Source organism: Methylococcus sp. EFPC2, assembly GCF_016925495.1.
Taxonomy (GTDB): Bacteria; Pseudomonadota; Gammaproteobacteria; order Methylococcales; family Methylococcaceae; genus EFPC2.
The window spans coordinates 3,945,465-3,972,427 of the sequence record NZ_CP070491.1; the positions used below are offsets into that span (position 1 = coordinate 3,945,465).

The 26,963-nt window shown below is 59.9% G+C and carries 25 protein-coding genes; 20 read left to right on the forward strand and 5 right to left on the reverse strand.

What is annotated here, in order from left to right; genetic code table 11:
- Positions 1 to 83 precede the first annotated feature (83 nt).
- The 3 genes from JWZ97_RS16880 (at position 84) to JWZ97_RS16890 (ending at position 5,698) form a co-directional block, all read left to right on the forward strand.
- A complete protein-coding gene (locus JWZ97_RS16880) occupies positions 84 to 2,366 on the forward strand; it encodes a PKD domain-containing protein (protein WP_205431536.1) in 2,283 nt (760 codons plus the stop codon).
- A 1,155-nt stretch (positions 2,367 to 3,521) separates the two neighbouring features.
- Positions 3,522 to 5,054 (forward strand): sigma-54 dependent transcriptional regulator, encoded by a 1,533-nt coding sequence (locus tag JWZ97_RS16885; protein ID WP_205431537.1) that lies wholly within the window; start codon positions 3,522 to 3,524, stop codon positions 5,052 to 5,054.
- Positions 5,051 to 5,698 (forward strand): hypothetical protein, encoded by a 648-nt coding sequence (locus JWZ97_RS16890; protein ID WP_205431538.1) that lies wholly within the window; start codon positions 5,051 to 5,053, stop codon positions 5,696 to 5,698. Before JWZ97_RS16885 ends, JWZ97_RS16890 begins: the two co-directional genes overlap by 4 nt.
- Here JWZ97_RS16890 and JWZ97_RS16895 read toward each other — a convergent pair.
- On the reverse strand, positions 5,682 to 7,433 hold the full coding sequence (locus tag JWZ97_RS16895; RefSeq protein ID WP_205431540.1) for a hypothetical protein: 1,752 nt from the start codon (positions 7,431 to 7,433) through the stop codon (positions 5,682 to 5,684). The two genes, JWZ97_RS16890 and JWZ97_RS16895, sit on opposite strands and share 17 nt — an antisense overlap.
- A gap of 333 nt (positions 7,434 to 7,766) precedes the next feature.
- Here JWZ97_RS16895 and JWZ97_RS16900 point away from each other — a divergent pair, with 333 nt between their 5' ends.
- The 10 genes from JWZ97_RS16900 to pstB all read left to right on the forward strand — a co-directional run bounded on the left by JWZ97_RS16900 (position 7,767) and on the right by pstB (position 17,749).
- Positions 7,767 to 8,291 (forward strand): phosphatase PAP2 family protein, encoded by a 525-nt coding sequence (locus JWZ97_RS16900; protein ID WP_205431542.1) that lies wholly within the window; start codon positions 7,767 to 7,769, stop codon positions 8,289 to 8,291.
- Positions 8,288 to 9,328 carry an MJ1255/VC2487 family glycosyltransferase gene (locus tag JWZ97_RS16905; RefSeq protein ID WP_205431544.1) on the forward strand — a complete coding sequence of 347 codons (1,041 nt, stop codon included), beginning with the start codon at positions 8,288 to 8,290 and terminating at the stop codon, positions 9,326 to 9,328. Before JWZ97_RS16900 ends, JWZ97_RS16905 begins: the two co-directional genes overlap by 4 nt.
- 20 nt (positions 9,329 to 9,348) lie before the next feature.
- The gene (locus JWZ97_RS16910) at positions 9,349 to 9,720 is read left to right on the forward strand and encodes a diacylglycerol kinase (RefSeq protein WP_205431546.1); all 372 of its coding nucleotides are present in this window, start codon (positions 9,349 to 9,351) and stop codon (positions 9,718 to 9,720) included.
- An 88-nt stretch (positions 9,721 to 9,808) separates the two neighbouring features.
- Positions 9,809 to 10,357: an ATP-dependent zinc protease gene (locus JWZ97_RS16915; protein ID WP_371822528.1), complete on the forward strand. Its 549-nt coding sequence runs from the start codon at positions 9,809 to 9,811 to the stop codon at positions 10,355 to 10,357.
- A gap of 37 nt (positions 10,358 to 10,394) precedes the next feature.
- The gene (locus tag JWZ97_RS16920; protein ID WP_205431548.1) at positions 10,395 to 11,924 is read left to right on the forward strand and encodes an inactive transglutaminase family protein; all 1,530 of its coding nucleotides are present in this window, start codon (positions 10,395 to 10,397) and stop codon (positions 11,922 to 11,924) included.
- Positions 11,925 to 11,928: 4 nt separating this feature from the next.
- The gene (locus tag JWZ97_RS16925; RefSeq protein WP_240342385.1) at positions 11,929 to 12,876 is read left to right on the forward strand and encodes an alpha-L-glutamate ligase-like protein; all 948 of its coding nucleotides are present in this window, start codon (positions 11,929 to 11,931) and stop codon (positions 12,874 to 12,876) included.
- A gap of 169 nt (positions 12,877 to 13,045) precedes the next feature.
- Entirely contained in the window at positions 13,046 to 14,107 is a 1,062-nt protein-coding gene (locus tag JWZ97_RS16930; protein WP_205431550.1) for a PstS family phosphate ABC transporter substrate-binding protein, read from the forward strand.
- Positions 14,108 to 14,182: 75 nt separating this feature from the next.
- Positions 14,183 to 15,556: a phosphate ABC transporter permease subunit PstC gene (pstC, locus tag JWZ97_RS16935; RefSeq protein WP_205431552.1), complete on the forward strand. Its 1,374-nt coding sequence runs from the start codon at positions 14,183 to 14,185 to the stop codon at positions 15,554 to 15,556.
- The gene (gene pstA / locus JWZ97_RS16940; protein ID WP_205431554.1) at positions 15,549 to 16,850 is read left to right on the forward strand and encodes a phosphate ABC transporter permease PstA; all 1,302 of its coding nucleotides are present in this window, start codon (positions 15,549 to 15,551) and stop codon (positions 16,848 to 16,850) included. Before pstC ends, pstA begins: the two co-directional genes overlap by 8 nt.
- A 62-nt stretch (positions 16,851 to 16,912) precedes the next feature.
- Positions 16,913 to 17,749, forward strand: a complete 837-nt coding sequence (gene pstB / locus JWZ97_RS16945) for a phosphate ABC transporter ATP-binding protein PstB (RefSeq protein ID WP_205431555.1) — start codon at positions 16,913 to 16,915, stop codon at positions 17,747 to 17,749.
- A gap of 33 nt (positions 17,750 to 17,782) precedes the next feature.
- Here the strand turns inward: pstB and JWZ97_RS16950 are convergent, their stop codons facing one another.
- The 4 genes from JWZ97_RS16950 to JWZ97_RS16965 all read right to left on the reverse strand — a co-directional run bounded on the left by JWZ97_RS16950 (position 17,783) and on the right by JWZ97_RS16965 (position 20,492).
- Positions 17,783 to 19,075 (reverse strand): citrate synthase, encoded by a 1,293-nt coding sequence (locus tag JWZ97_RS16950; protein WP_205431559.1) that lies wholly within the window; start codon positions 19,073 to 19,075, stop codon positions 17,783 to 17,785.
- Between the two features lie 50 nt (positions 19,076 to 19,125).
- On the reverse strand, positions 19,126 to 19,329 hold the full coding sequence (gene rpmE, locus JWZ97_RS16955; protein ID WP_205431567.1) for a 50S ribosomal protein L31: 204 nt from the start codon (positions 19,327 to 19,329) through the stop codon (positions 19,126 to 19,128).
- A 134-nt stretch (positions 19,330 to 19,463) separates the two neighbouring features.
- Positions 19,464 to 19,886: a Mov34/MPN/PAD-1 family protein gene (locus JWZ97_RS16960; RefSeq protein ID WP_205431569.1), complete on the reverse strand. Its 423-nt coding sequence runs from the start codon at positions 19,884 to 19,886 to the stop codon at positions 19,464 to 19,466.
- Positions 19,887 to 19,979: 93 nt separating this feature from the next.
- Positions 19,980 to 20,492: a YchJ family protein gene (locus JWZ97_RS16965; RefSeq protein ID WP_205431571.1), complete on the reverse strand. Its 513-nt coding sequence runs from the start codon at positions 20,490 to 20,492 to the stop codon at positions 19,980 to 19,982.
- Positions 20,493 to 20,595: 103 nt separating this feature from the next.
- Between JWZ97_RS16965 and JWZ97_RS16970 the strand changes: the two genes are divergently transcribed.
- The 7 genes from JWZ97_RS16970 to JWZ97_RS17000 all read left to right on the forward strand — a co-directional run bounded on the left by JWZ97_RS16970 (position 20,596) and on the right by JWZ97_RS17000 (position 26,923).
- Positions 20,596 to 20,970: a nucleotide pyrophosphohydrolase gene (locus tag JWZ97_RS16970; protein WP_205431573.1), complete on the forward strand. Its 375-nt coding sequence runs from the start codon at positions 20,596 to 20,598 to the stop codon at positions 20,968 to 20,970.
- Positions 20,967 to 21,587, forward strand: a complete 621-nt coding sequence (gene hflD, locus JWZ97_RS16975) for a high frequency lysogenization protein HflD (protein WP_205431574.1) — start codon at positions 20,967 to 20,969, stop codon at positions 21,585 to 21,587. Before JWZ97_RS16970 ends, hflD begins: the two co-directional genes overlap by 4 nt.
- A gap of 10 nt (positions 21,588 to 21,597) precedes the next feature.
- A complete protein-coding gene (locus JWZ97_RS16980) occupies positions 21,598 to 22,197 on the forward strand; it encodes a Uma2 family endonuclease (protein ID WP_205431575.1) in 600 nt (199 codons plus the stop codon).
- Positions 22,198 to 22,227: 30 nt separating this feature from the next.
- Entirely contained in the window at positions 22,228 to 23,658 is a 1,431-nt protein-coding gene (gene lpdA, locus JWZ97_RS16985; RefSeq protein ID WP_205431576.1) for a dihydrolipoyl dehydrogenase, read from the forward strand.
- A 112-nt stretch (positions 23,659 to 23,770) separates the two neighbouring features.
- The gene (phoB, locus tag JWZ97_RS16990; RefSeq protein WP_205431577.1) at positions 23,771 to 24,469 is read left to right on the forward strand and encodes a phosphate regulon transcriptional regulator PhoB; all 699 of its coding nucleotides are present in this window, start codon (positions 23,771 to 23,773) and stop codon (positions 24,467 to 24,469) included.
- Positions 24,470 to 25,762 carry a phosphate regulon sensor histidine kinase PhoR gene (phoR, locus tag JWZ97_RS16995; protein WP_205431578.1) on the forward strand — a complete coding sequence of 431 codons (1,293 nt, stop codon included), beginning with the start codon at positions 24,470 to 24,472 and terminating at the stop codon, positions 25,760 to 25,762.
- Positions 25,763 to 25,873: 111 nt separating this feature from the next.
- Positions 25,874 to 26,923, forward strand: a complete 1,050-nt coding sequence (locus JWZ97_RS17000) for an OmpA family protein (protein WP_205431579.1) — start codon at positions 25,874 to 25,876, stop codon at positions 26,921 to 26,923.
- Positions 26,924 to 26,963 lie beyond the last annotated feature (40 nt).

The window sequence follows — 26,963 nt, forward strand, 5'->3', positions numbered from 1 at the left end:
GGTATCGGCGCGTGTCAAAATGCAGCGGTCGGTTCATATGATCGTTATTCTGCGTTCATTAAAATAAATAAAGCAGGAAAAAGATGAAAACGCCATTTGCCTTAATACATCCTGCGGCCAGCGGCAGGCGTTTTATGTGGGGCCTTTTCCTGGGGAATATAATATGGCAAAGCGCACAGGCGGACGCCGGTGACGGAGTTCAAGAAATAAGCCTTGGTTGGCACTCTATAACGCCGGCTCGGGCCGGCGCCTATCAGCCGGCCGGAGACGACGATTTGCTTCGGGAACTCCGCGGATATAACTATGTCATGAAAATTGGCCGCAACCATGACATCGAATCAGTATACGTTTCTGGAAAAAACGGGTCCGGCAAGGGGCTTAACCCCTTATTTTCGCCATTGATGGCGGGTGCCGCGTCTGGTCTTGACGCTCAAACGGTCCAAGCTACGTGGCCGTCGCTAAATATCAAGGGGAAAGTCCGGGGAAAGCAAGCTGTTCGGATTTTGGGTGGTTTGTTGCCCCGAATCGCTGCGGTTCATGGCATGGCGCCCGAACGATTTAGGAATATATTGGAGACCGACGTCACGGCATGGCTTGACGCCAGCGGCCGATTATTCTTTGCGGAAACGCCTCCCGCTATCAGTTATGCGTCGAGCGAGCAGGCCGGACCGTTTCCTGTTGATAATCCCGTTGTATTCGATTTATCGAAGACTTTTCATTTACATAGCCGACCCGGCTCGAAAAAGCTCGTTTACCTGGATTTTACAGGCCATTTGGTTATTGGAACCGCTTGGAACACCGCTTATGGAAAAGCGGCAATCGACGCACCTCCGTTCGACTTGAACGGCGATCCGACCGTATTCGACGAAAAGGAGCAGGAATGGATACAGCGCGTCTGGCAGCGAGTGGCGGAAGACTATTCGTCTTTCGATGTCGACATCACCACCGAAGAACCGGCGGAGGCCAATCTGCTGCGAGTAGATGCGGAAGATCAGGCTTATGGTACGCGCGCATTGATCACGAAAGATGTCTTAAATTGTGTATGTGGTGGCGTATCCTTCCTGGGTGTCTTCGATCTGCTAAATCCCAAATATAAGCCATCCTGGATTTTTTACGACCGACTGGGTACCGGTAACGAAAAGTTCGTGGCCGATTCGGTTTCCCATGAAATCGGACATAGTCTCGGTCTATCCCATGACGGCACGTCGACTTCCCAGTACTACCGAGGACACGGGGGCGGTGCGACGGGATGGGCTTCTATCATGGGCGTCGGATATTTCAAGAACCTCGTACAATGGAGTCGTGGAGAGTATCCGGATGCCAATAATAAAGAAGATGACATCAGTATAATTCAGAGCCACGGTGCGAAATTACGACCTGATGATATCGGAGATACTGTGGAAAAAGCCAGCCTTCTAACGGGGCAGGCTGATAGTGCCGGGCAGGTCGCGGTGGAGCAAGCCGGAGTAATCGAACGGCGTGGCGACGTCGATTATTTTGTGTTTGCGTCATCGGCAGGATCGGTTGAGCTTCACATCTCTCCTGCGCGTCACGGTCCCAACCTGGATATACTGGCTGAACTCTATAATTCATCGGGGGAGCTTTTGGTGTCCTCAAACCCAGCAGGATCCCTCGATGCGCACATTTCGGAATTATTACCATCGGGAACCTACTATCTTAAAGTAACGGGTGTCGGCAAGCAGGCGAGCGGATCTGACCCGGGCTATCCGTATTACGGAAGTATCGGGCAATATAGACTCGGCGGAAGCTACATTCGTTACACCGAAGTTCCACCGGTCGCGCGGGCTACGGGCAATCCACAAGCGGGAGTGGCCCCTCTAGCCGTCAGTTTTTCGAGTGATGGTTCTGTGGATGCCCCAGATATAGTGAGTTATTTCTGGGATTTCGGTGATGGAACAATGGCGTCGGATATCCGTAATCCGGTTCATACCTATAAAAACGCAGGCACCTATGAGGCTAACCTTAAAGTAACTGGCAAATCCGGTCTTACGGGAACGAAATCGGTAAAGATCAATGTTGTGGCCGGAGATCCGGCAATGACTCTGCAAATTGGCCAATTAGCGCTAAGCCCTTTAGGAAGCGCCGACAGGGTTTGGGTCATCGTAGGCGTAGTTAATGGAAATAGGCAAATTATCAGCAACGCGACAGTCAAGGGAAAATGGAGTGGCATAGTCGAAGGAGAAGGCTCCGTAGTAACCAATGCATCGGGGCTTGCGGCGATTTTGTCGCCGCCCTTGGGTGAGGGTGGGGGAACTCTCACGTTCACGGTCGTTGATGTTAGTCGCGACGATTATACCTATGTTCCGGGAAACGACCTGGCAACGCAAGTAAGTATATCGAAATAATGCGTCGAATGTCCTGCGGGGCATGGGAGTTTGTTTAAAAACCGCGCAGGATATGAAATCCGCGTGACGTGGCGCTGGTTATTGATTGTTTTGACGTTTTCAGGATCGTTGGAGTCCGATGGTCATGCATGTTTGACGCGGTGCTCTATAGTTTTCTCGATTCCCGGTCCGCGTGCTAGTCCTGCGGTCCATACCCACCTATTTTCAGTGCCATTTCCGGCCGCTATTTTCCATACAAAAACGCGCTCATCGACGGCATAGATGCTCCAGCGGTGTGTATGCTATTCAATGGCCGGATCGAAGGCGTCGTTTTTCCTGGTCAAAATCAGTAACAATCCCTCTCGCGTCCCCTACTTCTTTAGGCGCTGGCTTTGTGTGGTCGGCGGTCTTTGATTCATTCTTCGTGTCCAATCGGCTGTCAACACATTGATAGGCCGATCCGGGGTGTCAGCTTTTTTTACATTGTGTAACGGCTCGTTGTGAGCGTTCAGGCTGGCTTTTAAAAAACGCAGCCATTAATAATAAGAGTTGGGTAATATTATAGTATTAGAGGGTTATTTAATATTGATTTGTCTATCGGTGTATGGTGTAAGTAATTGCATTGACGGCGCATCATTTCATAATAATCAACAAAGGGGCTCTTAACGAACCAATGTGAGAAATTCGTGTGTCGGTTTTTTTTACAGGCGCCATGGGAAAAACTGGGTCGAAATTTCAATGTATTGAATTTTCTGAAAAAAAAATTCTTACATCGATGGGCACGTTCATTGCTCTTGGTATTCCTGCTTGCTTGGTTGTTCGCTTGCGGATCGCATGACGGATTTATGTGAAAAGTAGCGATGCCGTTGAAACATCATGACGGTGTTCTTTTGTTTTTTCCGCAAAGGCCGGTAGTTTGCCAAGGCGGGCGGATAGAGTCGTTTCCATTTCAAAATCAAGTTATGTGACCGTCGGCTCTTTATTTCGGCAAACTTGAGTTGTGCCGAAAAAGCCGGAATATTCCGAGGTTACTCGTTCATTTTTTGGAGCCGTGTTTCGGCGGTAGGTTGTTTCTTTTCCTAGGAAGCGGTTTGTAAGCTGCTGCGCATGAGTGTTCGCGGTTTGCATAAATGGAATGGAGGATACTAATTGGGTTTGTGAGGAGGGGGCTGTGAGATGATGGCGCTAAAGCAAGCAAGTTCAAGCGATTTATTAGTTGAGTGCCAAAGTAGTATAAAGTCCGGCGCTAAGGTTCCTGTTGAGGTATTGGCTGCGGAAAAGTGTGAAGTACCGAAAAAAAGGGCGCTCATCTATCTTCATTCCGCGTTAGTAGATTGCTCTTTCCTACGTCAGGAGCTTGATTCACAAGGATGGCTTGGGACGTGCTGCGAAACTATTCTTGAAGCGGGCGAAGCTATGCAGGAGCAGAATTTCTCTGTCGGCTTGCTCGATATAGAAATTCTCCTCGATAGCGAGGTTAGGGCGCAGTGGGAACTGCTTCGAGGTCGTTTCCCCTACTGCGAATGGATTGCTTCAGTGGCACCGGCGGCGGTGACGGATCCGAGCATTCGTCATCTGATAGTGGAGTATTTCTATGATTTCCAAACCCGCCCCATCGATTCGTCCATTTTGGCAAATACGCTCGGGCATGCTTCGGGTATGGCATTTCTTCGTCAGACCGCCGCCGAGAACGGTTATGGATGCAACAAGGTGGACGGGATTATCGGCAGTAGTCCCGTGATGCAAAAGCTGTTCAAGGACTTATACAAAATCAAGGCGGTGGAAGCCCCCATTCTTATCGGTGGGGAAAGCGGAACAGGGAAGGAGCTCGTGGCGCAGTCGATACATCGGCAATCGCGCCGCAAAGCGGGTAATTTCGTCGCAGTTAATTGCGGAGCGATACCTGCCAATCTCATACAGTCGGAATTGTTCGGCTATGAAAAGGGCGCCTTTACTGGAGCGTTCAAATGTAGGATAGGGAAGATAGAGCAGGCGAGCGGCGGCACGATATTCCTGGATGAGATCGGCGATTTGCCCTTGGAGGCGCAGATTAATCTTCTGCGTTTTCTGCAGGAAAAAACCATAGAAAGAGTGGGAGGCAGTAAATCCATCACTTGCGACGTCAGGGTGATCGCCGCGACCCATGTGGATCTGGAAAAGGCGGTTTCGGAAGGCCGATTCAGGGAAGACCTCTACCACCGCTTGAATGTCATTCATATTTCGGTGCCGGCTTTGCGAGAGCGGGGTGAGGATATAGAAGGGCTCGCACGCGCTTTTTTCGAGCGGTATGCGGATGAGAGAAGTGCGCGCGTACGCGGATTTTCGCGCGAGGCTATAGACGCCTTATATCGGCACCATTGGCCGGGGAACGTTAGGGAACTGATCAACCGGGTCAGGCAGGCGCTGGTCATGTCGGAAAACGCTCTGATCAGTGCTGAGGATTTGCGTCTTGAGAAGTGCAGCGCGTATGGCAATGGCTGCCCTTCGGAACTTGCCGCCGCGAAGGCTACAGCGGAAAAGCAGGCGATTGTGGAAATGCTCGGTGGAAAATCGAAGTCGATGTCTCAGGCCGCGCGTAACTTGGGTATTTCGAGAGCGACGCTGTACAGACTATTGGACAAGTATGAAATTCGAGTGCCCGAAACACTGGTGAAGCACGGCGGGTCTTCGGCTGCCGTCAAAATCGATGCCGGGCAAGACAGGACATGAACGGCGACCGTCGGCGACGTGCGCCGGGCGTCATCCGCCGGCATGGAACCGAGGCGCTGAAGGAACACATGGGTGCGGTGGCGGTTGTATGGATGCTGCTTTGCAATGTCACGGTGGCAATGCCCGCCGCGCGGGAGTCTGGAGAACTCCATGCGGAAGCGAAGCTGATGGCCGATGCCGGGGGCGGATTGTGGCCAGCAGGCCCTGCCGTAGGGGGCTGCGAATACGCTTACGAAGTGGGAATGGGCGATCTGCCACGGAATATCCTGAATAGTCCCAATATAGAGTTTCTGCACGCCCGGGATACCCCGGCAATGGGTCAGTCGAAAAGCGCCGATGCGCCACCTTTCGAAGCGGTGTCATCGCCGGCATTTTTCCACTACGCCGCCGGGTCGCACGAAGCGGCTTCGATGTCCTGTTCGGGTGCTGGCGCTTCTCCTCTGGCGGAACGCTCCGGGGTGTCGGGTGGCCTCGGCACGGCGCTGTCCCTTGAGGCCCTGTCTTTTGGGTGGCCGGATGCGACGGAAGGGAAAGCAGGACGGTTCGCCGGCACGTCCATTTCGTCTCAGTTGAGCCGGATTTTTTTCTTCGCGCTGCTGGCGGTTCTGGGGATCGAGTCTCTGCGGATCAAGCGAAATCGCTGAGCCGACCCGGGTCCAGGTTCGGTTCGAGCGGCGCCGTCTCCTCCGCAACAATCTCGCTCAGGTGCTTCTGCCGCCGGGCCAGATCGGCCTCCACGGCTTCTATCCAGCGGCGGTGCGAAAGCCCTGTCGGATCGAGGGGGCGCCCGCCCGCCACCCGGCGATGCTGCAGTGCCTGGTCGTAAGGAGGCACGGACTCTGCGCCGAAATAGTCCGGTTTTTTGCCGTGCTGAGCTCGACCGCCCGCACTGATGCTGTCGGGCGGGCGCGCTTCGTAGAGGCGGTGCGCTCTGATGGGTTCCGTCTGCTGGATCAAGCGCGCCAGTTCGAGCACGAACCAGTACGCGGGCTCGTGTGACGACTTGCCTTTCGCTCCGGTCCGATCTGCGGTCCGCGCCGCGGTGGCTGGGAATTTGCGCTGGACCGTGGGGTGGCTCCAGGCGCTGCAGGGGCCGGACAGCGTTACCCGGCTGAGCGCATGGTGATCGTCGGAGACGACCAGGCTGGCATAGGGGTTACTCCAGAGTTTGGCCGTGTGCGCATGGACCATGTTGCCGGGATGGTATGGGACGAGTACGAACACGGTTTTGCCGCGTCGTTCGACGAAAGCGATTTTGCCCCGATCGCCGTTGCGCGGTGAGGTTCCCGGCAGGCCGGTGGCGGACACCGTTACCTGGAAGGATTCGAACTGATCCGCCAATAGCTGTTCCAGCGGCATCATCGGATTCCATGCGTCAGAAGGGGAGGGCCTTTCGTCGGACGTCCCTCCCGGACGCTTGACGAACAGATTTTGCGAGCATTGCGTGTAGGTTTCTTCCGTGCCGCCTACGAAAAACCGCAGCAAGCTTCCCGTGTCCCGCGCGGCATTGCGGTGTGCCTGTAATACCGAAGGCGGCAGGCCGTATTCTCGCTCGATTTGACTCGCTTCCAGCGGGACGACGCCGAACAGGGTGATATGCAAGCCCATGGCGTCCGGGTCCATGGGGTGGAGTGCGAGCAGGGCCAGCCTGTCGTTGTGCAACGCGGCTTCCACCGTTTCGATCAGGGCACCGGCGGCGCCCCGACGGCGGGCGTCGACTGCCGGATAGCGGCAGGACACCGGCTCACCTTCGCTCAGGCCGCGGTAATAGTCCGGCATTGCCCCTTTTCTATTCAGCCAGCGTTGTACCGCGGTCAACTCGCCGGCCCGCTTGGGGTAGGGCAGGAAGAGCGGAACGACGACCGTCGCGGCATCGATGACTGCGATGGGCTTGGCACTGCCGGTCTGCTCCACCACCGCGGCAAAGGTGCGTCGGTGACGCTGTCGTCCATGTCCTTGCGCTTCCCCACCGCTACCGATGATGACCTGGGTGGCCGTCATGGCGTATGCGCCCATGGCGGTGTTCAGATATTGCCGGTATTGCCTGCGGTAAAAATGATCGGCGCCGATGGCGTCGGCGGCTTCCTGGCGTTTCCGGTTTCCCGGTTTGGTCGAGCCGATCAGGTATTGGTAGACATGCTCGGCCGCAGGGCCGGGGGCATCTTTGCGGCGGAAGTAGCGCTCGGCGATGGCTTCCCGTCGGTGCGGAGCGAAAACCGAGAGCCAGCGGTAGATGCGGGTTTTCCACCTTCGCACAAGGTAGCGGTCGTCCCCGGCGGGCGTCGCCGGGCTATGAGGCGCGGGCCTTGCCGGTTCGGTGCCGGTTACTGCAGAGGAGTCATCCAGACTCGGCTTCAAGCTAGAGTCGACGCGTTTCATCTTGGGTGCTCCTACTGATAGGAGCCGGACTGACTTCGACCGGCAGGCATTGCATGGGATTCTTTTAGTCCCTCCATGGACTCGCGTCTATACGGTCGTTTACTGACCAACGGTGAAATATTGCCCAGCGCTTCTGGAGCCGGATTTCGCGCTCGTCGGCAGTCGGTTGAAAATCTGGGGCGGCGGGTGCTCCGACGTGCGCACCTCGTTACGGTAACAGCATCAGGACCGCAGGCCATTCGTGCCTGTCATCGCTTCGTCATGTAACTTTCATCGCTTCGTCATCCGCCGCAACTACCGTAGGCATCGTAACGCTTGCGGTGGAGGTGTGCCATGAAATTGATGCAGACGATACACGGCTACGATGTGACCCTGTTCAGCTGGGTCATGCGGCGCAAGACGCAGAAACTCCAGGTTCGCTGCGCGCGCTGGGTGTCACGGTCGGGCGATGGCTATTTGTATTTGACGCTGGCACTGCTGCTCGCGTGGGCCGGGCGGCCCGACGACTATGCCTTGTTGGCTTGCCTCGTGTTGGGTTTTGCTTTGGAGCGCCCGCTTTATTTCGTCATCAAGAACGGATTCAAGCGGGACCGGCCACCGGCGGCGCTGAACATCAAGAGCTTTGTCACGCCTTCCGACCGATTCAGCTTTCCCTCCGGGCATACCTCGGCGGCTTTTCTGGTTGCCACCCTGCTGGGTTATTTCCATCCTGTTTTGCTGCCGCCGCTACTCGTATGGGCGGGGCTGATCGGCATGGCCCGCGTGGTCTTGGGCGTGCATTTTCCCACCGATACCCTGATCGGCGCCTTGATGGGGGCGGCCGTGGCGATGTTGAGCCTGGAGATATTGATCGCGTGAGAGTCTTTTTCGGGGTGCAGGCGACCGGCAACGGTCACATCACCCGCGCCCGGGCGCTGGCGCCCAAGTTCAAGGCGGCGGGCGCGGAGATTACCTGGATGTTCACGGGACGCCCCTGGGAACATCTGTTCGAGATGGAGGCGTTCGGCGATTTCGAGTGGCGGGCGGGTTTGACTTTCGCCACACGGGCGGGACGCATTCAATATCTGAAAACCGCACGCAACAACCGCCTCGGTACTTTCGTACGCGATGTCCGCGCCTTGGACTTGGGCGGTTACGACGTGGTGGTCAGCGATTTCGAGCCCGTCACCGCTTGGGCCGCCCGCCTGCAAGGCATCCCCTGCGTGGGCATCGGCCACCAGTACGCGTTCGATTACGACATCCCCAAGGCCGGGGCCGATTTCTTCGGCGAGCAGGTGCTGCGCTGGTTCGCGCCGGTATCGGTGGGCTTGGGGCTGCACTGGCACCATTTTCATCGTGCCATCCTGCCGCCGCTGATCGAGTCGCCGGCCGCGACCCCCGTGCAGCGGGACAAGATCGTCGTGTATCTGCCTTTCGAAGACGTGAACCAGGTCATACACCTGTTGAAGCGTTACCGCCATTACCGCTTCTATGTCTACAGCCCGCACCTGCCGCACGCGCGGCACGAAAAAGCGGACCATATCCATGTGCGGCAGTTATCCAGGGCGGGATTCTTCCAGGATTTCGCCGAGGCCGCGGGTGTCATCTGCAATGCGGGTTTCGAGCTTCCCAGCGAGGCCTTGCTCGCAGGTAAGAAACTGCTGGTCAAGCCGCTCAGGGGACAGATGGAGCAGCTTTCCAATGCGCTGGCCCTAGACGTGTTGCAACTCGGCCAGGTGATGCAGTCGCTGGACGCGGCCACGATCACGACCTGGCTGGAGCAGAGCCAGGCCATCCGGGTGGACTACCCCGACGTGGCGCAGGCTGTGGTAGATTGGCTGAGTGCCGGTGATCTGCGCATCGACCAGTCCTGGATCGACGAGGTTTGGTCCCGGGCGACGCGTCACACCGTTTAACCCCTTTATCGACGGAATTTATGGCAGGTCAGAATTTGACGGGCTGGGCCCGCATCAACGCAGCGTTTTTCAACTCCATCAAGGGCTTTCGCGCCACTTGGGAAAACGAGGAAGCGTTCCGGCAGGAGGTCTATCTGTTGATCGTCGCAGCGCCTTTGGCCTTATGGCTGGGGGGCAGCGGCATCGAGAAGGCGCTGCTGCTGGGCAGCGTGCTGCTGGTCCTGATCGTCGAGTTGCTCAATACCGGCATCGAGGTGGTGGTCGACCGCATCAGCTTCGATCGCCACGAACTGTCCGGCCGGGCCAAGGATATCGGTTCGGCGGCGGTATTGACCTCGCTGGTGCTGGCGGCCATCGTATGGGTGAGCGTGCTGGGGTCGCGTTTCCTTTGATGTCGTGGGGGGTGATCCCGAGACCTGGGGCGTTCGGACGGTTTCCTGATAGAATGCACGCCGTTTTTTCAAATCCCTCGCTCCACCTATGCCGCGCATCGCCATCCTGCTCTGTTCCGCATTTTTTCTGGTCAGCCGATCCTGGGCCGGCGAAGAAGCGGGTAACCGGTTGCGGGAGAAAGTCGTCATGGGCTGGCTGGAATCCGTTTACCTCAAACCCTGGAACACGCGTCTGACCGCCAAGCTCGACACGGGAGCGCAGACTTCGTCGCTGCATTCGGACCGGATCGAACGTTTCAGCCGGGAGGGCGAGCCTTGGGTGCGTTTTACCGTGAGGGATCTGGACGACGATCACGAAAAACCCATCGTCATCGAGCGCCCCTTGGTCCGTACCGCCTACATCAAGAGTCACCAGCGCGAAGTGTCCAAGCGCGACGTCGTGACCCTGACCGTTTGCAAGAACGGCAGGGACTACACGTCCGAGTTCAATCTGGTCGATCGCAGCAAATTCAATTATCCCGTGTTGCTGGGGCGCAGCTTCCTCAAAGACGTGGCGCTGGTCGATGCCTCGTCGACCTTTCTGTTCCGCGGCGAAGACGACCCCTGCGTGAATCGGGCCGGGGCGGCCAAGCCTTGATCGCCAAGTATCGCCGCAGACAGCGCGGGGCATCGGCTTGAAAAATCTGCATCTGAAGATACTCGCCCTGCTGCTGGTATTGATCGGCGTGGGCTTGTGTTATTACAAGGTGACACGCCTCGGTTTGCCCCTGCTGCCGACCGAACAGGCGGATGTATGGACCTTGGAGGCGAGGATCGAATTCAAGGCGCGCAAGGACGTACCGGTCAAAGTCCAGTTCTTCATCCCCAGACAACCCGCCGGCTACACGGTGGTGGACGAGAACTTCGTATCCAGCAGCTACGGCCTGACCACCGAGGACGACGGCGTAAGGCGCTCGGCGCAGTGGGCCGCGCGATCCGCCAACGGCTACCAGGTGCTTTATTACCGCCTGCATCTCGCCAAGGATCCGTCGACCCCGCCTCCGCCGGCCGAGGCCTATCCGATCAAGCTGGAAACGCCGGATTATCCCGAATTGCTGCGTCCGGCGGTCACTGCCGTGATCGAGGAGGCGCGCAGCAAGTCCGCCGACCCGCTCTCGTTCGGGCGCGAGATCCTGCTGCGCTTGAATTCCGGGGTCGCCGACGCCAATGTCAGCCTGTTGCGGCAAGACATACAATCGCCTTCCGAGTGGGCCAAACGGCAGATTTACGTCCTGGCTGGCGCGAACATCCCGGCCCGCCTGCTCCACGTCCTGCAGTTGCGCGACGGGGTGAAACACGGCGAGCTCACGCCCTGGCTGGAGATCCATGACGGCCATGCCTGGCAGGCGGTGAATCCGCAGACCGCCGAGCTGGGCCTGCCCCATGACGCGGTGGTTTGGCACGTGGGCACCGGGCCGGTGCTGAGCGTATCGGGGGGGCGGTTCGGCAACGCCGAGTATTCGGTCACCCGGCACGCCCAGGAGATGACCTCGGTCGCCGAACAGCGCGCGCGCCAGATGGGCTCCCGGCTGATGGAGTTTTCTCTGTTCGGCCTGCCGGTGCAGACGCAGAATGTCTATCGCGTGCTGTTGCTGGTGCCTCTCGGCGCTTTCCTGATCGTGCTGCTGCGCAACGTGGTCGGATTCAAGAGTTTCGGCACCTTCATGCCCATACTGATCGCACTGGCCTTCCGCGAGACCAAGATCTGGTGGGGGCTGGCCTTATTCAGTCTGGTGGTGGCGCTGGGCTTGATGATCCGCTTCTACCTGGAATACCTCAAGCTGCTGCTGGTGCCGCGTCTGGCGGCGGTGTTGATCATCGTCATCATGCTGATGGCTACGGTCAGCCTGCTGAGCCACAAGCTGGGCGTGGACCGCGGCGTGTCGGTGGCCTTGTTCCCTATGGTCATCCTCGCCATGACGGTCGAGCGCATGTCGCTGGTGTGGGAAGAGTCGGGGCCCTGGGAGGCCTTGCAGCAAGGGGTGGGTAGTCTGCTGGTCGCGTCCCTGGGTTACCTGGTGATGAGCAGCAGCCTGCTCGGCCACCTGGTTTTCGTATTTCCCGAACTGCTGCTGGTGGTGCTGGCCGCGACCCTGTTGCTGGGGCGCTATACCGGCTACCGGCTGACCGAACTGTGGCGCTTCCGCTCGGCGCTGAGGGAATAGCCGCGTGTCCTGGGTCGACCGGCTGATGCCGTGGCGCAAGCTGCGCGAGCAAGGCATCATGGGCATGAATGAACGCAACGCGGGTTTTACCTTGCGCTACAACCCGCGCAGTTATTATCCCCTGGTGGACGACAAGCGCATCACCAAGCAACTGGCCCTGGACGCCGGCATCGCGGTGCCCGCGTTGTACGCGGTGATCGAGATCGAGCATCAGCTCGAAAACCTGAGGCGGATCCTCGCGGACTACGAGGATTTCGTGGTCAAGCCCGCCCACGGCAGCGGTGGGGAAGGCATACTGGTGGTCACCGGGCGCAGCAACGGGCGGTACCGGCTCAGCAGCGGCCTGGCGCTGACGGAAGACGAGCTGGCCCACCACATCTCCAATATCCTGAGCGGCCTATACAGCCTGGGCGGTCTGCCGGACTGCGCGCTGATCGAATACCGGGTCGATTTCGATCCCCTGTTCGACGACGTCAGTTTTCAGGGCGTGCCGGACATCCGCACGGTGGTGTTCCGGGGAGTGCCGGTGATGGCCATGATACGCCTGCCGACCCGCGTGTCCGACGGCAAGGCGAATTTGCACCAGGGTGCGGTGGGCGTCGGCATAGACCTGGCTACCGGCGTCACGTTTTCGGGGGTTTGGCGGGAAATGCCGGTGGACCATCATCCGGATACCGGAGGGACCATCGCCGGCATCAGGATTCCCCACTGGGAGGACATTTTGGCGCTCACGGCGCTCTGTGACGATCTGACCGGGCTGGGTTATATCGGCGTCGACATCGTGCTGGACAGGACGCTGGGCCCGTTGATGCTGGAAATGAACGCCCGACCGGGCTTGAGCATACAGATCGCTAACCGGCGGGGCCTGCTGCCCCGCCTGCGTTATCTGGAGGGGCTGAATGCCATACCGGAATCGATCGCGGATCGGGTGGCCCTGGCTCGGTCCCTGTGAATGGCAGGGGTGGGGGCTTCGGCGCGTGGATAAGACGCGGTAGAATTATGACAATGACACGGGCTTGTCATATTAGGGTGTTATAAAGCGGGCGCTTGAGGCCTGCCCGGCCGTTTCCGGGGCGAGTCTCGAAAAAATTTCCTAATCCACCTCAGTAGGGGATGTATGCATGAGTAGCAAGTTTTTGGCGCTGGGCGCGGCCCTTTCCGTAGCGGTATTCGGATTCGCGGGGGCGGCACACGCCGAGGGCGGTCGCGACACCATCAGCATCGTCGGCTCGTCGACGGTTTATCCCTTCGCTACCGTGGTGGCCGAGCAGTTCGGCAAGACCGGCAAGGTTAAGACCCCCAAGGTCGAATCCACCGGCACGGGCGGCGGCATCAAGCTATTCTGCAGCGGCGTGGGCGTCGAATTTCCGGATATCGCCAATGCGTCCCGCCGCATCAAGAAATCCGAGTTTGAGGCCTGCCAGAAATCGGGCGTGAAAGACATCGTCGAGGTCAAGATCGGTTTCGATGGCATCGTGCTGGCACAGGCGAAGAAGGCGAAGCGCATCGCGTTGACCCGCAAGGAGATTTACCTCGCCCTGGCCAAACGCGTCCCGGATCCAAAGTGCAAGGATTGCGACACCCTGGTTGCCAATCCCTACAAGACCTGGAATCAGATCAACCCCGCCCTGCCCAACAGCAAGATCGAGGTGCTGGGCCCGCCGCCGACTTCCGGCACCCGCGATGCTTTCGCCGAACTGGCCTTGGAGGGCGGTTGCCAGGCGTTTCCCGGGATCAAGGCCAGGAAGGACAAGGACGAGGCGGAATACAAGAATATCTGCCAGACCGTGCGCGAGGACGGCGCTTATATCGAAGCCGGCGAAAACGACAACCTGATCGTCCAGAAGCTGGGCGCCAATCCCAATGCCTTGGGCATCTTCGGTTTCAGCTTCCTCGATCAGAACGCCGACAAGGTCGCCGCGGCGACGGTCGACGGCGTCGAGCCCAGCTACGACACCATCTCCGGCGGCGAATATTCGATCTCCCGTCCGCTGTACTTCTACGTGAAGAAGGCTCACGTCGGCAAGATTTTCGGGATCGAGGGTTTTATCGCCGAGTTCGTGAGCGACAAGGCGACCGGTCCGGAAGGCTATCTGACCGACAAGGGCTTGATCCCCTTGCCCGATAAGGAACGCAAAGCCGTGGTCGAAGACGCCAAGAAGCTGAAGAACCTTGCTTTGTAACAATCAGGTGACCACGAGTTGCCGCGCGGCCGATGTCATCCGACATCGGCCGCCCGTTTTTTAGCCGGTATGTACATGCAAAAATCGACGCTCTTGTTCCTATTGCTGTTTCTCAGCGCCCTGGCTTTCCATCTGGGGCGGCAGCGCTCTTACAAGATCGCCGGGGGGCGGATCGCGAATCTGCACTCCCTGCCCAGCTACTACGGCTATTTCACCGCCCTGTGGTGCGGCATACCGGCCCTGGTGATTCTGTTGTTCTGGCTGGGGCTGGAGTCGACGGTCATCAGCCAACTGGTGCTGGCCGATCTGCCGCCCGAACTGCAGGGCCTGCCAGCGGACCGCCAGGGGCTGCTGCTCAACGAAATTCGCAACATCGCCGGCGGAGAAGGGGAGGCGACGGCAGAGATACGCGCCGCGGCCGACCACTATCGGCGGTTGCGGGAATGGAGCAACACGCTGCTGGGCATCCTGGGCGTGAGCGTCGCCCTGGCCGGTGCGGCCTATGCCAGGCAGAAGATCCAGCGCGCGCAACGGGCGCGGAATTCTGTCGAAAAGGCCGTGATGATTATGTTGGTCGGCAGTTCGCTGGTCGCGGTGCTGACCACCGTGGGCATCGTGCTCTCCGTGCTGTTCGAATCCATACGGTTTTTTGAGCGGATATCCCTGACCGAATTCCTGTTCGGTTTGAGCTGGAGCCCGCAGATCGCCATCCGCGCCGATCAGGTTGGCTCTTCCGGCGCTTTCGGGGCGGTGCCCTTGTTCGCCGGCACCCTGTTGATTTCGTCCATCGCCATGGCCGTCGCCGTGCCTATCGGTTTGTTGTCTGCGATTTACCTGGCGGAATACGCCACCAAGCGAGTGCGCGCGGTGATCAAACCGCTGCTGGAGATTCTGGCCGGCATCCCCACCGTGGTTTACGGGTTTTTCGCGGCCTTGACGGTGGCGCCCTTCATCCGCGATATCGGTGCGCAACTGGGGCTGACGGTTTCGTCGGAGAGCGCTCTGGGGGCGGGACTGGTGATGGGCATCATGATCATCCCCTTCGTATCTTCCCTGTCCGACGACTTCATCAACGCCGTTCCGCAGTCGCTGCGCGATGGCGCCTACGCCCTCGGCGCCACCCGCTCCGAAACCATACGCAAGGTGGTGATACCGGCGGCCTTGCCGGGCATCGTCGGCGGCATCCTGCTGGCGGTTTCGCGCGCCATCGGTGAAACCATGATCGTGGTGATGGCCGCGGGACTTTCCGCCAACCTCACCGCCAACCCCCTGCAGGCGGTCACCACGGTGACCACCCAGATCGTCACCCTGCTGGTGGGCGACCAGGAGTTCGACAGCCCCAAGACCCTGGCGGCTTTCGCCCTGGGGCTGGTGCTCTTCATCGTGACCCTGGCGCTGAATGTCCTGGCCCTGTATATCGTCCGCAAATATCGGGAGCAATATGAATAATACCGAACCGTCGCGTGGAGAAAAGGCCAGAGCCACCGTGAAGGCCGGCCTGGCGCGCCGCCGTCGCGCGGAATTGCGTTTCCGTCTTTATGGTTTGGTTTCCATCGCCGTCGGCCTGCTGTTCCTGGTCATTCTGTTCGGCAGCATCATCAGCAACGGCTATAGCGCCTTCCGGCAGACCTATCTCGCCCTGGATGTGAATTTTGATGAGACGGTCATCGCACCGGAAGGCAGGCGCGATGCCGAAACGCTGGCCGCCGCCGATTATTCCGCCTTGCTCAGGCAAAGCCTTGGGGCCTTGTTTCCCGAAGTGACGGAGCGGCAGAAAAAAAGGGCGCTCGGCGCGTTGGTGAGCTCGGGTGCGAGTTATGATTTGCGGCGCATGGTGGAAGCCGAGCCCGGCCTGATCGGTCAGACCCGGCGCGTCTGGGTGCCTGCGGACGACGAGCTGGACTTGTTCGCCAAGGGCCAGGTCGACCGCTCGCTGCCGGAGGATGAGCGCCACTTCAAGGATTATCAGATCGCCTGGATAGACCGCTTGTCGGCCGAGGGCCGGTTGGAAACGCGCTTCAACGCCCAGTTTTTCAGCGCCGGCGATTCGCGCGAACCGGAACTGGCCGGCATCTGGGGGGCGGTGGCCGGCAGCGCGCTCACCCTCATGGTGACCCTGGGCCTGTCCCTGCCCCTGGGGATGGCCAGCGCGATCTACCTGGAGGAATTCGCCCCGCGCAATCGCTGGACCGATCTGATCGAGGTCAACATCAACAACCTCGCGGCGGTACCGTCCATCGTGTTCGGCCTGTTGGGCCTGGCGGTCTTCATCAATTTCTTCGGCCTGCCGCGTTCTTCGCCGCTGGTGGGCGGGCTGGTGCTGACCTTGATGACCCTGCCCGTCATCATCATCGCCGGTCGTTCCGCGCTGAAATCGGTGCCGCCCTCGATCCGCGAGGCCGCGCTCGGCATCGGCGCCTCGCACATGCAGACGGTTTTGCATCATGTGCTGCCGCTGGCCATGCCGGGCATGCTGACCGGCGCCATCATCGGCATGGCGCGCGCCCTCGGCGAGAGTGCGCCGCTGCTGATGATAGGCATGGTGGCCTTCATCGTCGACGTCCCGAAAGGGACGATGGACCCCTCCACGGTCCTGCCGGTACAGATCTACCTCTGGGCGGACAGCCCGGAACGTGGCTTCGTCGAACGCACTTCCGCGGCGATCATGGTCTTGCTGGCCTTCCTGATCGTCATGAACGGCGCCGCGGTCTATTTGCGCAAGCGCTTCGAACGCCGTTGGTAAACTGAGGTGCCCCCGTGACCATCGCCATAGCCCCCAATTCAAGCATTAACGAGAACTTCAGGATGAGAAATCCGGACAAAACCTCTTCCACCGCGTCGTTCGATCGTGAGCACGGCAGGACGGTGGGCGATATTCACGCCCAGAATCCGCGCATCCAGTGCCGCAATGTCAATGTGTTCTACGGTGAGAAGCAGGGTATTCAGGACATCAGTCTGGAAATCGGCCGTAACGAAGTCATCGCCCTGATCGGGCCCTCGGGATGCGGCAAATCGACCTTCCTGCGCTGCATGAACCGGATGAACGACACCATCGTGGGTTGCCGGGTGAGCGGGGAAATCCTGGTGGACGGCAACGATATCTACGACGAGGATATGGATGTGGTGCCGCTGCGCGCGCAGGTCGGCATGGTGTTCCAGAAGCCGAATCCCTTTCCCAAGTCCATCTTCGAAAACGTCGCCTACGGACCCCGGATACACGGCCTGGCCAATTCCAAGGTGGAGCTGGAAGAGATCGTCGAGACGTCCCTGCGCCGGGCCGGCTTGTGGGACGAGGTGAAGGACAATCTGCATCATCCCGGCACCGGTCTTTCCGGCGGCCAGCAGCAGCGCTTGTGCATCGCGCGAACCATCGCGGTCAGCCCGGAAGTCATCCTGATGGACGAACCCTGCTCGGCCCTGGATCCGATCGCCACCGCGCGCATCGAGCAATTGATCGACGAGTTGCGCGACGATTACACCATCGCTATCGTCACGCACTCCATGCAGCAGGCCGCGCGAGTTTCGCAACGCACAGCCTATTTCCACATGGGCAAGCTGATCGAGGTGGGCGACACCGCGCAGATATTCACCAACCCGCGCCATCAGCTCACCGAAGACTACATCACCGGGCGTTTCGGCTAGTCTCGCTTCCGGCTGCCGGCCTCGCGCCGGCGGTCAGCGCTGTTTCAGCGGCACGTAATCGCGCGGCGGGGAGCCGACGTAGAGCTGTCTCGGCCGCGCGATCTTCTGCGCCGGATCGGCCTTCATTTCCAGCCAGTGAGACACCCAGCCGGCGGTGCGGGCGATGGCGAACATCACCGTGAACATGTTGGTGGGGATGCTGAGCGCGCGGTAAATGATGCCCGAATAAAAATCTACGTTCGGGTACAGCTTCCGTTCGATGAAGTAATCGTCCTTGAGGGCGATCTCCTCCAGCGCCAGCGCCAGTTCGAACAAGGGATCGGGGTGCGCCAGTTTCTCCAGCACCTGATGGCAGGCCTTGCGGATGAGGGTGGCGCGGGGATCGAAATTCTTGTAGACCCGGTGGCCAAAGCCCATCAAGCGGAAAGGGTCGTTCTTGTCCTTGGCCCGATCCAGATATTCCGGGATGCGCTTGATGTCGCCGATCTCCGCCAGCATGGCCAGCACCGCTTCGTTGGCCCCGCCGTGTGCCGGTCCCCATAGCGCGGCGATGCCGGCCGCGATGCAGGCGTAAGGATTGGCGCCGGTGCTGCTGGCCACGCGCACGGTGGACGTGCTGGCGTTCTGTTCGTGGTCGGCGTGCAGGATGAACAATAGGTTGAGCGCCCGCACGAACACCGGATCCACGTAATACGGCTGGCCCGGTATCGAGAACATCATGTTGAGGAAGTTCTCGCAATAGTTCAGGTCGGTTCTGGGGTAGACGAAGGGCATGCCGACCGAATGCCGGTAACAGGCGGCGGCGATCGTCGGCATCTTGGCCAGCAACTGTACCGCCGACTTGCGCCGGTGGTCTTCGAGTGCAATGTTGAGTTCGCTGTGATAGAAAGCGGACAGGGAGCCGACGACCCCGACCATCATGGCCATGGGATGGGCGTCGTAGTGGAAGCCGCTGAAGAACGAGCGGAGCGCCTCGTGTATCATCCAGTGGCGCTGGATATCGGCGTTGAAGCTATAGAGCTGATGCGACGTCGGAAGCTCGCCGTGCATCAGCAAATAGGCGACCTCCGGGAAGGTGCTGTGTTCCGCCAGTTGCTCGATCGGGTAGCCTCGATGCAGCAATATTCCGGCGTCGCCGTCGATATAGGTGATGGCGCTCTTGCAACTGGCCGTGGAGACGAAGCCGGGATCGAGACTCAAATAGCCGAGCTGCGCCGCCAGCGGCCCGATGTCCACGGTGGCGGCGCCCGCCGTGCCGTCGAGCAACGGGAGTTCCGCAGTCTTCCCGCTACGATTGTCCTTGACGGTAATCGTATCTCCCGGCACGGGGTGCTCCTCGGTAGAAGAAGGCCGTCAGAGGACGGCCGTCTAGCGGATCAGGCGCGGCCGTACTTGCGGCGGAATTTGTCCACCCGGCCTGCCGTGTCGACCACTCTCTGCTTGCCCGTGTAGAAGGGGTGGCAGGACGAGCAGACTTCGACGTTCAGATCCTTGCCTATGGTCGACTTGGTCTCGAAAGTCGCGCCGCAGCTGCAGTTGACGGTGATGGTCTTGTAATTGGGATGAATGTCCGGCTTCATGGAAGGCCTCAGGATAGGAAAAGCGATAGAAACAAACGCGCCATGCTACGCAAAACTGGCGGCCACCGCAAGATAGTAGAGGTGTTCGCGGCTTGCTGATGCCGAATTTTCTTCGCGGGCTCGACCGATTTCGCCTAGGTCGACGACAGACTCAGCGCGATCTCTGCGAAACGCTTGTCGTCGTCCAGGCGGAATCCTCGCATCTCCAGCACACCCTTGGTATTCAGCGAGATGATCAGATACAGCGCCTCGGGATGGCTCGCTTCGGCAAAATCGGCCGGGGACGGTTCGGCCGGGGCGCTGGGGTGCGAGTGAAAGATGGCGAACAGCGATTCGCCGCGCTCGCGCATCAAACGTATGGCTTCGATTTGTCCGGCAGGGTCCAGTTCGAACCGGCGCGCGGGGTCGGCAGCCGCGTTGGGCACCGGGTAACAACGATAAGCCCCGTTCGGGCCGGCGCCGATCAGCCCGCAAATCTCCGCTTCGGGCGTGAGCTGGGCGTAGTGCAGGAGCTGATTGATTAGCGGTCGGGGGAGGGTGACGGGTACATTGCTCATATCGGTGTCCGTGGCGATAAGGTGCGATTGATTGTAGAAATAGATCTTGGGCCGATGATCGGCAGGCGGAGTTTGCCGGTGGAAACCTTAATCCTAAGCGCCGCAGCACTTCTTGAACTTTTTCCCGCTGCCGCACGAGCAGGGATCGTTGCGGCCGGGTCGGGTCTTCCGGGTGCCGGCGCTACCGTCGAGATAGAGCCAGCAGCCGTCTTCCCGCACGAAGCGGCTGATCTCGTGCAACTGACGATCCGAGCCGCCCTGCCGGTAACGAGCGATGAATTCCACCACGCCCTCGGTGTCGTCGGGTTGGCCGCGCTCACGGTTCAGGAGGGCCAGGCCCAGCCAGTCGCTGTCGTCGTTCGCCAAATCCAGAACCGGTGGACGGCTGGACGGGTGCCATGTGCGCAGCACGTAGGCCGCGTCGCGCAGTGTATAGGCCGTGTAGCGCGAACGCATCAGGGCCGCGGCGGTGGGCGCGGGGCTCAGCCCTTGCAGATAGGGGCCGCAACAGTCGGAGAAATCGGCGCCGGAGCCGCAGGGGCAGGCGTGGCGATTATCGGTCGTGGCGAGTGGCTGGTCTTGCGGCAGGTTTCCCACCGGGCTCATCCTCGGCTGCGGTCATTTATTGGATAATAGGCGGCACGTCCTCAGGGACGGCTTATTGTGACCCAAGCGAGGGTCGAAAACACAGCGCTCAGCGGAGCCCAGCGTGGATATAGCAGCGATACAACAAAGCTTGCGGGAGTTTGCCGCCGAGCGCGACTGGGATCGGTTCCACAGCCCGAAGAATCTGGCCGCAGCCCTCAGCGTGGAGGCCGCGGAATTGCTGGAACCTTTCCAATGGCTCACCGAAGATGAGTCGCGGCGGCTGACCGAGCGTCCCGAGGAGCTGGCGTCGGTGCGGGAAGAAATGGCCGATGTGCTGATTTATCTGCTGCGTCTGGCCGATCAGCTGAATGTCGATCTGAACCGCGCGGTGGTCGACAAGATGCGCCGGAACGCCGAGAAATACCCCGTCGCCCTGGCCCGGGGCAACGCCGTCAAATACAATCGCCGCCCCCAGGACCCGCCGAACGCGCCATGATAAAAACCCTCGAAAACCAGACCATCGCTTTGGCCGGCCTGACTCAGGCGGTTTATCTGGTGCAGCGCATCGCGCGCACCGGTTCGGCCGACGCCGAGGAGCTGGAAGCGTCGCTGGCCAGCGTGCTGAAACTGAATCCCGACGATGTGCTCGGCGTCTACGACGGCCTGGACAAGCTCAGGACCGGCCTGCGCGTGTTGGAAAAACAACTGGGCGCGCCCGACCGCGTGGACACCGAACTTGCCCGCTACGCCGCCTCGCTGATCTTCCTCGAACGCAAGCTCCAGCAGAATCCCGCCATGCTGGAAAAAATCCGTGCCGGCGTGGAGCGCGCGACCGCACAGACCGCCCATTTCGGCCTGGCACACGAGAACGTGATCGCGGGGCTCGCCGACATCTACCAGGAAACCATCAGCCAGCTCAGGCCGCGCGTCATGGTGGTGGGCGAACCTTTGCACTTGAACAATACGGCCAATGCCAACCGCATCCGCGCCCTGCTGCTGGCCGGCATCCGCGCTGCCGTATTGTGGCGGCAGTGCGGCGGCAGCCGCTGGAAGTTCCTGCTGCATCGCCGCAAGATGCAGGCCGAAGCGGTCCGTTTGCTCAAATCCGCGTAAGGGAGGCTGTATGAGCGTCGCCGAACTGAAGGTCATGAGCCTGGAGGAATACCTGGACTGGGAATCCCGCCAGGAAACCAAGCACGAGTTCTACAACGGGCTGGTGTACGAGGTGTACGCCATGACCGGTGCCCGCGACGCGCACGTCACCGTCGCCGGCAACGTGTTCAGCCTGCTGAGGTCGCATTTGCGCGGCACGCCCTGCCGCACCTATATCGCCGACATGAGGCTCAAGGTTGATGCGGCCAACGCGGTGTTCTATCCCGACGTGTTCGTGACCTGCGACCCGCGCGACAAGCCGGTCGAATACGAGAAAGCGTTCCCGGCCCTGATCGTCGAAGTGCTCTCGCCTTCCACGGCGGCCTACGATCGCGGCAGTAAGTTCGCCGCCTATCGATTGATAGCGACGCTCAAGGAATATGTGTTGATCGATACGGCCAGCCGCAGCGTCGATGTGTTCCGCAAGGACGAATCGGGGCATTGGGTGCTTTATCCCAGTGAGGGATGTACTCGCGTGGAGTTCGCCAGCGTTGGCTTGCGGGCCGAGCTGGAAGCCGTGTTCGAAGATGTGGAGGCCGGGCGTGAGCAATGGCCGCCGCAGACCCACTGATTACTTTTTCAACATTACTAAGGTCGACTCATGAGTAATAGTCCTGCCAACCCCGCCGAATTGAATGCCGAAGTCCTCGTATTGGGTGGCGGCCCCGGCGGTTATACGGCCGCTTTCCGCGCGGCGGATCTGGGCAAGAAAGTGGTGCTGGTGGAACGTTTTCCGGTGTTGGGCGGCGTTTGTCTCAACGTCGGCTGCATCCCGTCCAAGGCCCTGCTGCATCTGGCCCAGATCATCCACGAGGCGGAGGATGTGGCGAGCCACGGCGTCAGCTTCGGTAAGCCGCAACTGGATCTCGATAAAATCCGCGATTGGAAGAGCCGGGTGGTGAAGACCCTCAACACCGGCCTGTCAGGCTTGGCCAAGCAGCGTCAGGTGACGGTGCTCACTGGCCTAGGCCAATTTACCTCGCCCAACACCCTGAAGGTGACGAGCGCCGATGGCGAACAGAGCGTGCGCTTCGACAACGCCATCATCGCCGCCGGCTCCCGCGCCACCCAGATTCCCGGTTTCCCCTATGACGACCCGCGCTTGATCGATTCCACCGGCGCATTGGCGTTGGAAGACATACCCGGCCGACTGCTGGTGGTGGGCGGCGGCATCATCGGTCTGGAAATGGCCAACGTCTATCACGCGCTGGGCTCGAAAATCAGTGTCGTGGAATTGCTGGATCAGTTGATTCCGGGCGCCGATCCGGATTTGGTCAAGCCTCTGCATCAACGCATCCAGAAGCAGTACGAAAAGATCTGGCTCAAGACCAAGGTCAGTCGGATCGAATCCGCACCGGAAGGACTCCGGGTTTACTTCGAAGGCGAGGGCGCTCCCGAATCGGAAATCTACGACCGGGTGCTGGTCGCGGTCGGGCGCCGGCCCAATGGCTCGTTGATCGGTGCCGAGGCGGCCGGCGTGACCGTGGACGGCGCCGGGTTCATACCCGTGGACGACAGACAGCGCACCAACGTGCCGCATATTTATGCGATCGGCGACATCGTCGGCAATCCCATGCTGGCGCACAAGGCCACTCACGAAGCCAAGGTGGCTGCCGAAGTCATCGCCGGCCATCCGTCCGCCTTCCAGGCGCTCACCATTCCTTCGGTGGCTTATACCGACCCGGAAATCGCCTGGATGGGCCTGACCGAAACTCAGGCCAAGGCCCAGGGCATCGCCTACGAAACCGCGACCTTCCCCTGGGCGGCCAGCGGCCGGGCCCTGGGGATAGGGCGACGCGAGGGGTTGACCAAGATCGTGGTCGACAAGGAGAGCAAGCGCATCCTCGGTACCGGCCTGGTTGGTCCGCACGCCGGTGAGTTGGTCGCCGAAGCGGTGCTGGCGCTGGAGATGGGGGCCGACGTCGAGGACATTGCGTTGAGCGTGCATCCTCATCCGACCCTGTCGGAGACTTTCGCCTTCGCCGCCGAGATGATAGAAGGCTCGATCACCGACCTTTACATCAAAAAGTAGATAGTCACCTCGCCGGGAACGGGCAGCAGCCTCGATGTGCAGATTAGCGTTTAACGCATTCGTAACAATGCCCACCTAAGATGGCCCTTTTGGCTGACACGAGATTCCTGACATGGCTGCAATCCCGGTACTGGTGGTCGAGGACGAAGACGCGATACGCGAAATGCTGATCATGGCTCTGGAACAGGCGGACTTTTCCGTTCGCTCCGCTGCGGATACCCAGCAGGCGACCGATTTGTTGAACGACTTCGTGCCCGATTTGATACTGCTGGACTGGATGCTGCCGGGCATGAGCGGAGTCGAGTGGGCCAAGCGGCTGAAGAAGGACAAGGATCACGGCGATATTCCGGTCATCCTGCTGACGGCCCGCGGCGAGGAAGAGGACAAGGTGCGCGGACTCGAAGTCGGTGCCGACGACTATGTCACGAAGCCCTTTTCGCCGCGCGAACTCGTGGCTCGCATCCGCGCCGTGCTGCGGCGCGCGGGCCGTTTCGGCCAGACCGGCAAGCTGCAATTGGGGCCCATCGTCCTGGATGCCGACGAGCATCGCCTGAGTATCGACGATCAGCCTGTCATGCTCAGTCCGACCGAACACCGCCTCCTGGAGTTCTTCCTCACCCATCCGGGCAAGGTCTACAGCCGCACCCAGTTACTCGACCAGGTGTGGGGGCGCAGCGCCTATATCGAGGAACGCACGGTGGACGTGCATATCCGCCGTCTGCGCAAGATTCTGGGGGAGTATAGTTGCGAAGATCTCATACAAACCGTGCGCGGCTTCGGTTATCGCTTCTCCCTTCAAGACCGGGTTTAGATGCTTAGCCCCTGGCGCTCGGAACTCTACTGGATAAGCTGGCTGGGGCTCGTCGCCGCCTTTTTCGGCAAGCTGACCGGTCAATATTTCCTTGCGTTCTGGCTGGCCAGTCTGATCTATCTCGCCCGTCATCTCTTCCATATCAATGGCTTGCTGGTCTGGTTGCGCCTGGGAGGCAAGGTGCCTTCGGGCGGCGGCATCTGGGAGGAGATCTACTACCTCATCTATCGGTTGCGCCGCCGCAACAAGCGCCGCAAGAAGCGCTTGATCGTCATGCTGGAGCGTTTCCGCACCGCCACCGCCGCCTTGCCCGACGCCACCGTGGTGCTGGGGCCGCGCGATGAAATCGAGTGGTTCAACGAAGCGGCCGGGGAGTTGCTCGGTTTGCAGCGTTATGACATCGGCCAGCAGATCGCCAATCTGCTACGCGCGCCCAAGTTCGCCGAATTTCTGCGCGCCTGCGATTACGACAACACCGTCAGCGTTCCTGCTCCCGGCACGGACAACCGGCAGCTGGAAATCCGCGTGGTGCCTTACGGCGACGACCTGCGCCTCCTGGTGGCCCAGGACATCACCCAGTTGCGTCTGATGGAGCGTGTTCGCAGCGATTTCGTCGCCAACGTTTCCCACGAGCTGCGCACTCCGCTCACGGTGCTCAAGGGTTACATGGAAACCCTGACGGACGAAGCCCAGGTGTCGGAACGCCATCTCAAGATATTCCGCCGCATGGAAGAACAGACCGAGCGCATGCAAAACCTGGTCGACGGCCTGCTTTCCCTGACCCGCCTCGAATCGGGTGCGCAGTCCTCGCCCCAGGAAGTCAACGTCGCCGCCTTGCTACGCAGTTTGACCGAGGAAGTGTCGCTGCTACAAGGGCCGCAGCCGAATTTGGAACTCCTCATCGAAACCGACGCTCGCCTATCGGGTTCCGAAACGGAGTTGCGCAGCGCATTTTCCAATCTCGTCGTCAACGCGCTGAAATACACGCCGGCTGCCGGACATGTGCAGGTGATCTGGCATGACGACGGTGAAGGCGCGCGCCTGGACGTGAGGGATGATGGACCCGGCATAGCGGCCGAGCATGTCTCGCGGATCACTGAGCGTTTCTATCGCGTGGAAAGCGCCGATGTTCCCCGGCGCAACGGTGCCGGTTTGGGTCTGTCCATCGTCAAACACGTGTTGAGCCGGCACGATGCCAGGCTGGAAATCGTCAGCAAGCCGGGCGAAGGCAGTTGTTTCAGTGCGATTTTTCCCGCGCGCCGGGTATCGCGGTCGGCAAAAATCACGGCATGAAAAACGACAATTTCGCGGAATTGATTTGCCAACGCTCGTAGTGAGCTATATTATCGCCCATGTTGCGTTATTATCTAATTCCGTTGTGAAATTGCTACAAGGGGGTAAGCTATGGATAAGAATTTGTTTTTGAAGGCCTTTGCCTTGGCCAGTCTGGCGACTGTAGCTCTGGCGGCACAAGCCGACGGCACCTACGATGATCGTTACTACATCGCTCCGTTCGGAACCTTCGTGAAGCCGGGCGGCGATCGCGAGCTGAAGGAAGGCTGGGGCGCCGGCCTGGGCGTCGGCCGTGCGATCAACGAATATTTCAATGTCGAACTGCGCGGTTTCTGGCAGGGCCTGGATGGCGAACACCGCGGCGGACGCGCCGATTTAACCGGCGGTGGCGTGGATCTCCAATACTACCTGCAGCGCGATACCTTCTCGCCGTACACCGTTATCGGCCTGGGTGGCTTGAACACCAGCGCCAATGGCAAGAGCGGTGCTTCCTTTTTCGGTGAGGCCGGTGTGGGTGCGAGCTATGAGTTGCTCGACAATCTCCAGTTGCGCGCCGATGTTCGTTATCGCTACAACAACGAAGGTAACTCGGGCGTATTGCCGAACGGCAACGAGTTCCACGATCTGGTGGTCAATGCCGGTTTCGTGATTCCTTTCGGCGACAAGCCTGCACCGACCCGGATCGAACCCGTGGCGGCAGCGCCGGCGCCCAAGCCCGAGTGTTCCACGCGCGATTCCGACCACGACGGCGTTAGCGATTGCGAAGACAAGTGCCCCAACACACTGAAAGGCGCGAAGGTCGACGAGACCGGCTGCCCCATCCGTATCGAGCTGAAGGGCGTGAACTTCCACGTCGATTCTGCTGAACTCACTCCGACGGCCAAGTCGATCCTCGACGACGTGGCAGCCCAGTTGGCCGCCTACCCGATCAAGAAGGACATCGAAGTCCAGGGGCACACCAGCAGCGAGGCGAGCGCGGCTCACAACCTGAAGCTGTCGGTCCGCCGTTCGCAGTCGGTCGCCGACTACCTGAAGCGCAAGGGCGTCACCAACACCCTGCACGCCAAGGGCTACGGCGAGGATTATCCGATCGCCGACAACAGCACCGAAGCCGGCCGCGAGAAGAACCGCCGCGTAGAGCTGATCTGGATCGGCGACTGATCCGTCTTCAGCCTCCGCGTACTACCGAACAAACCCGCCG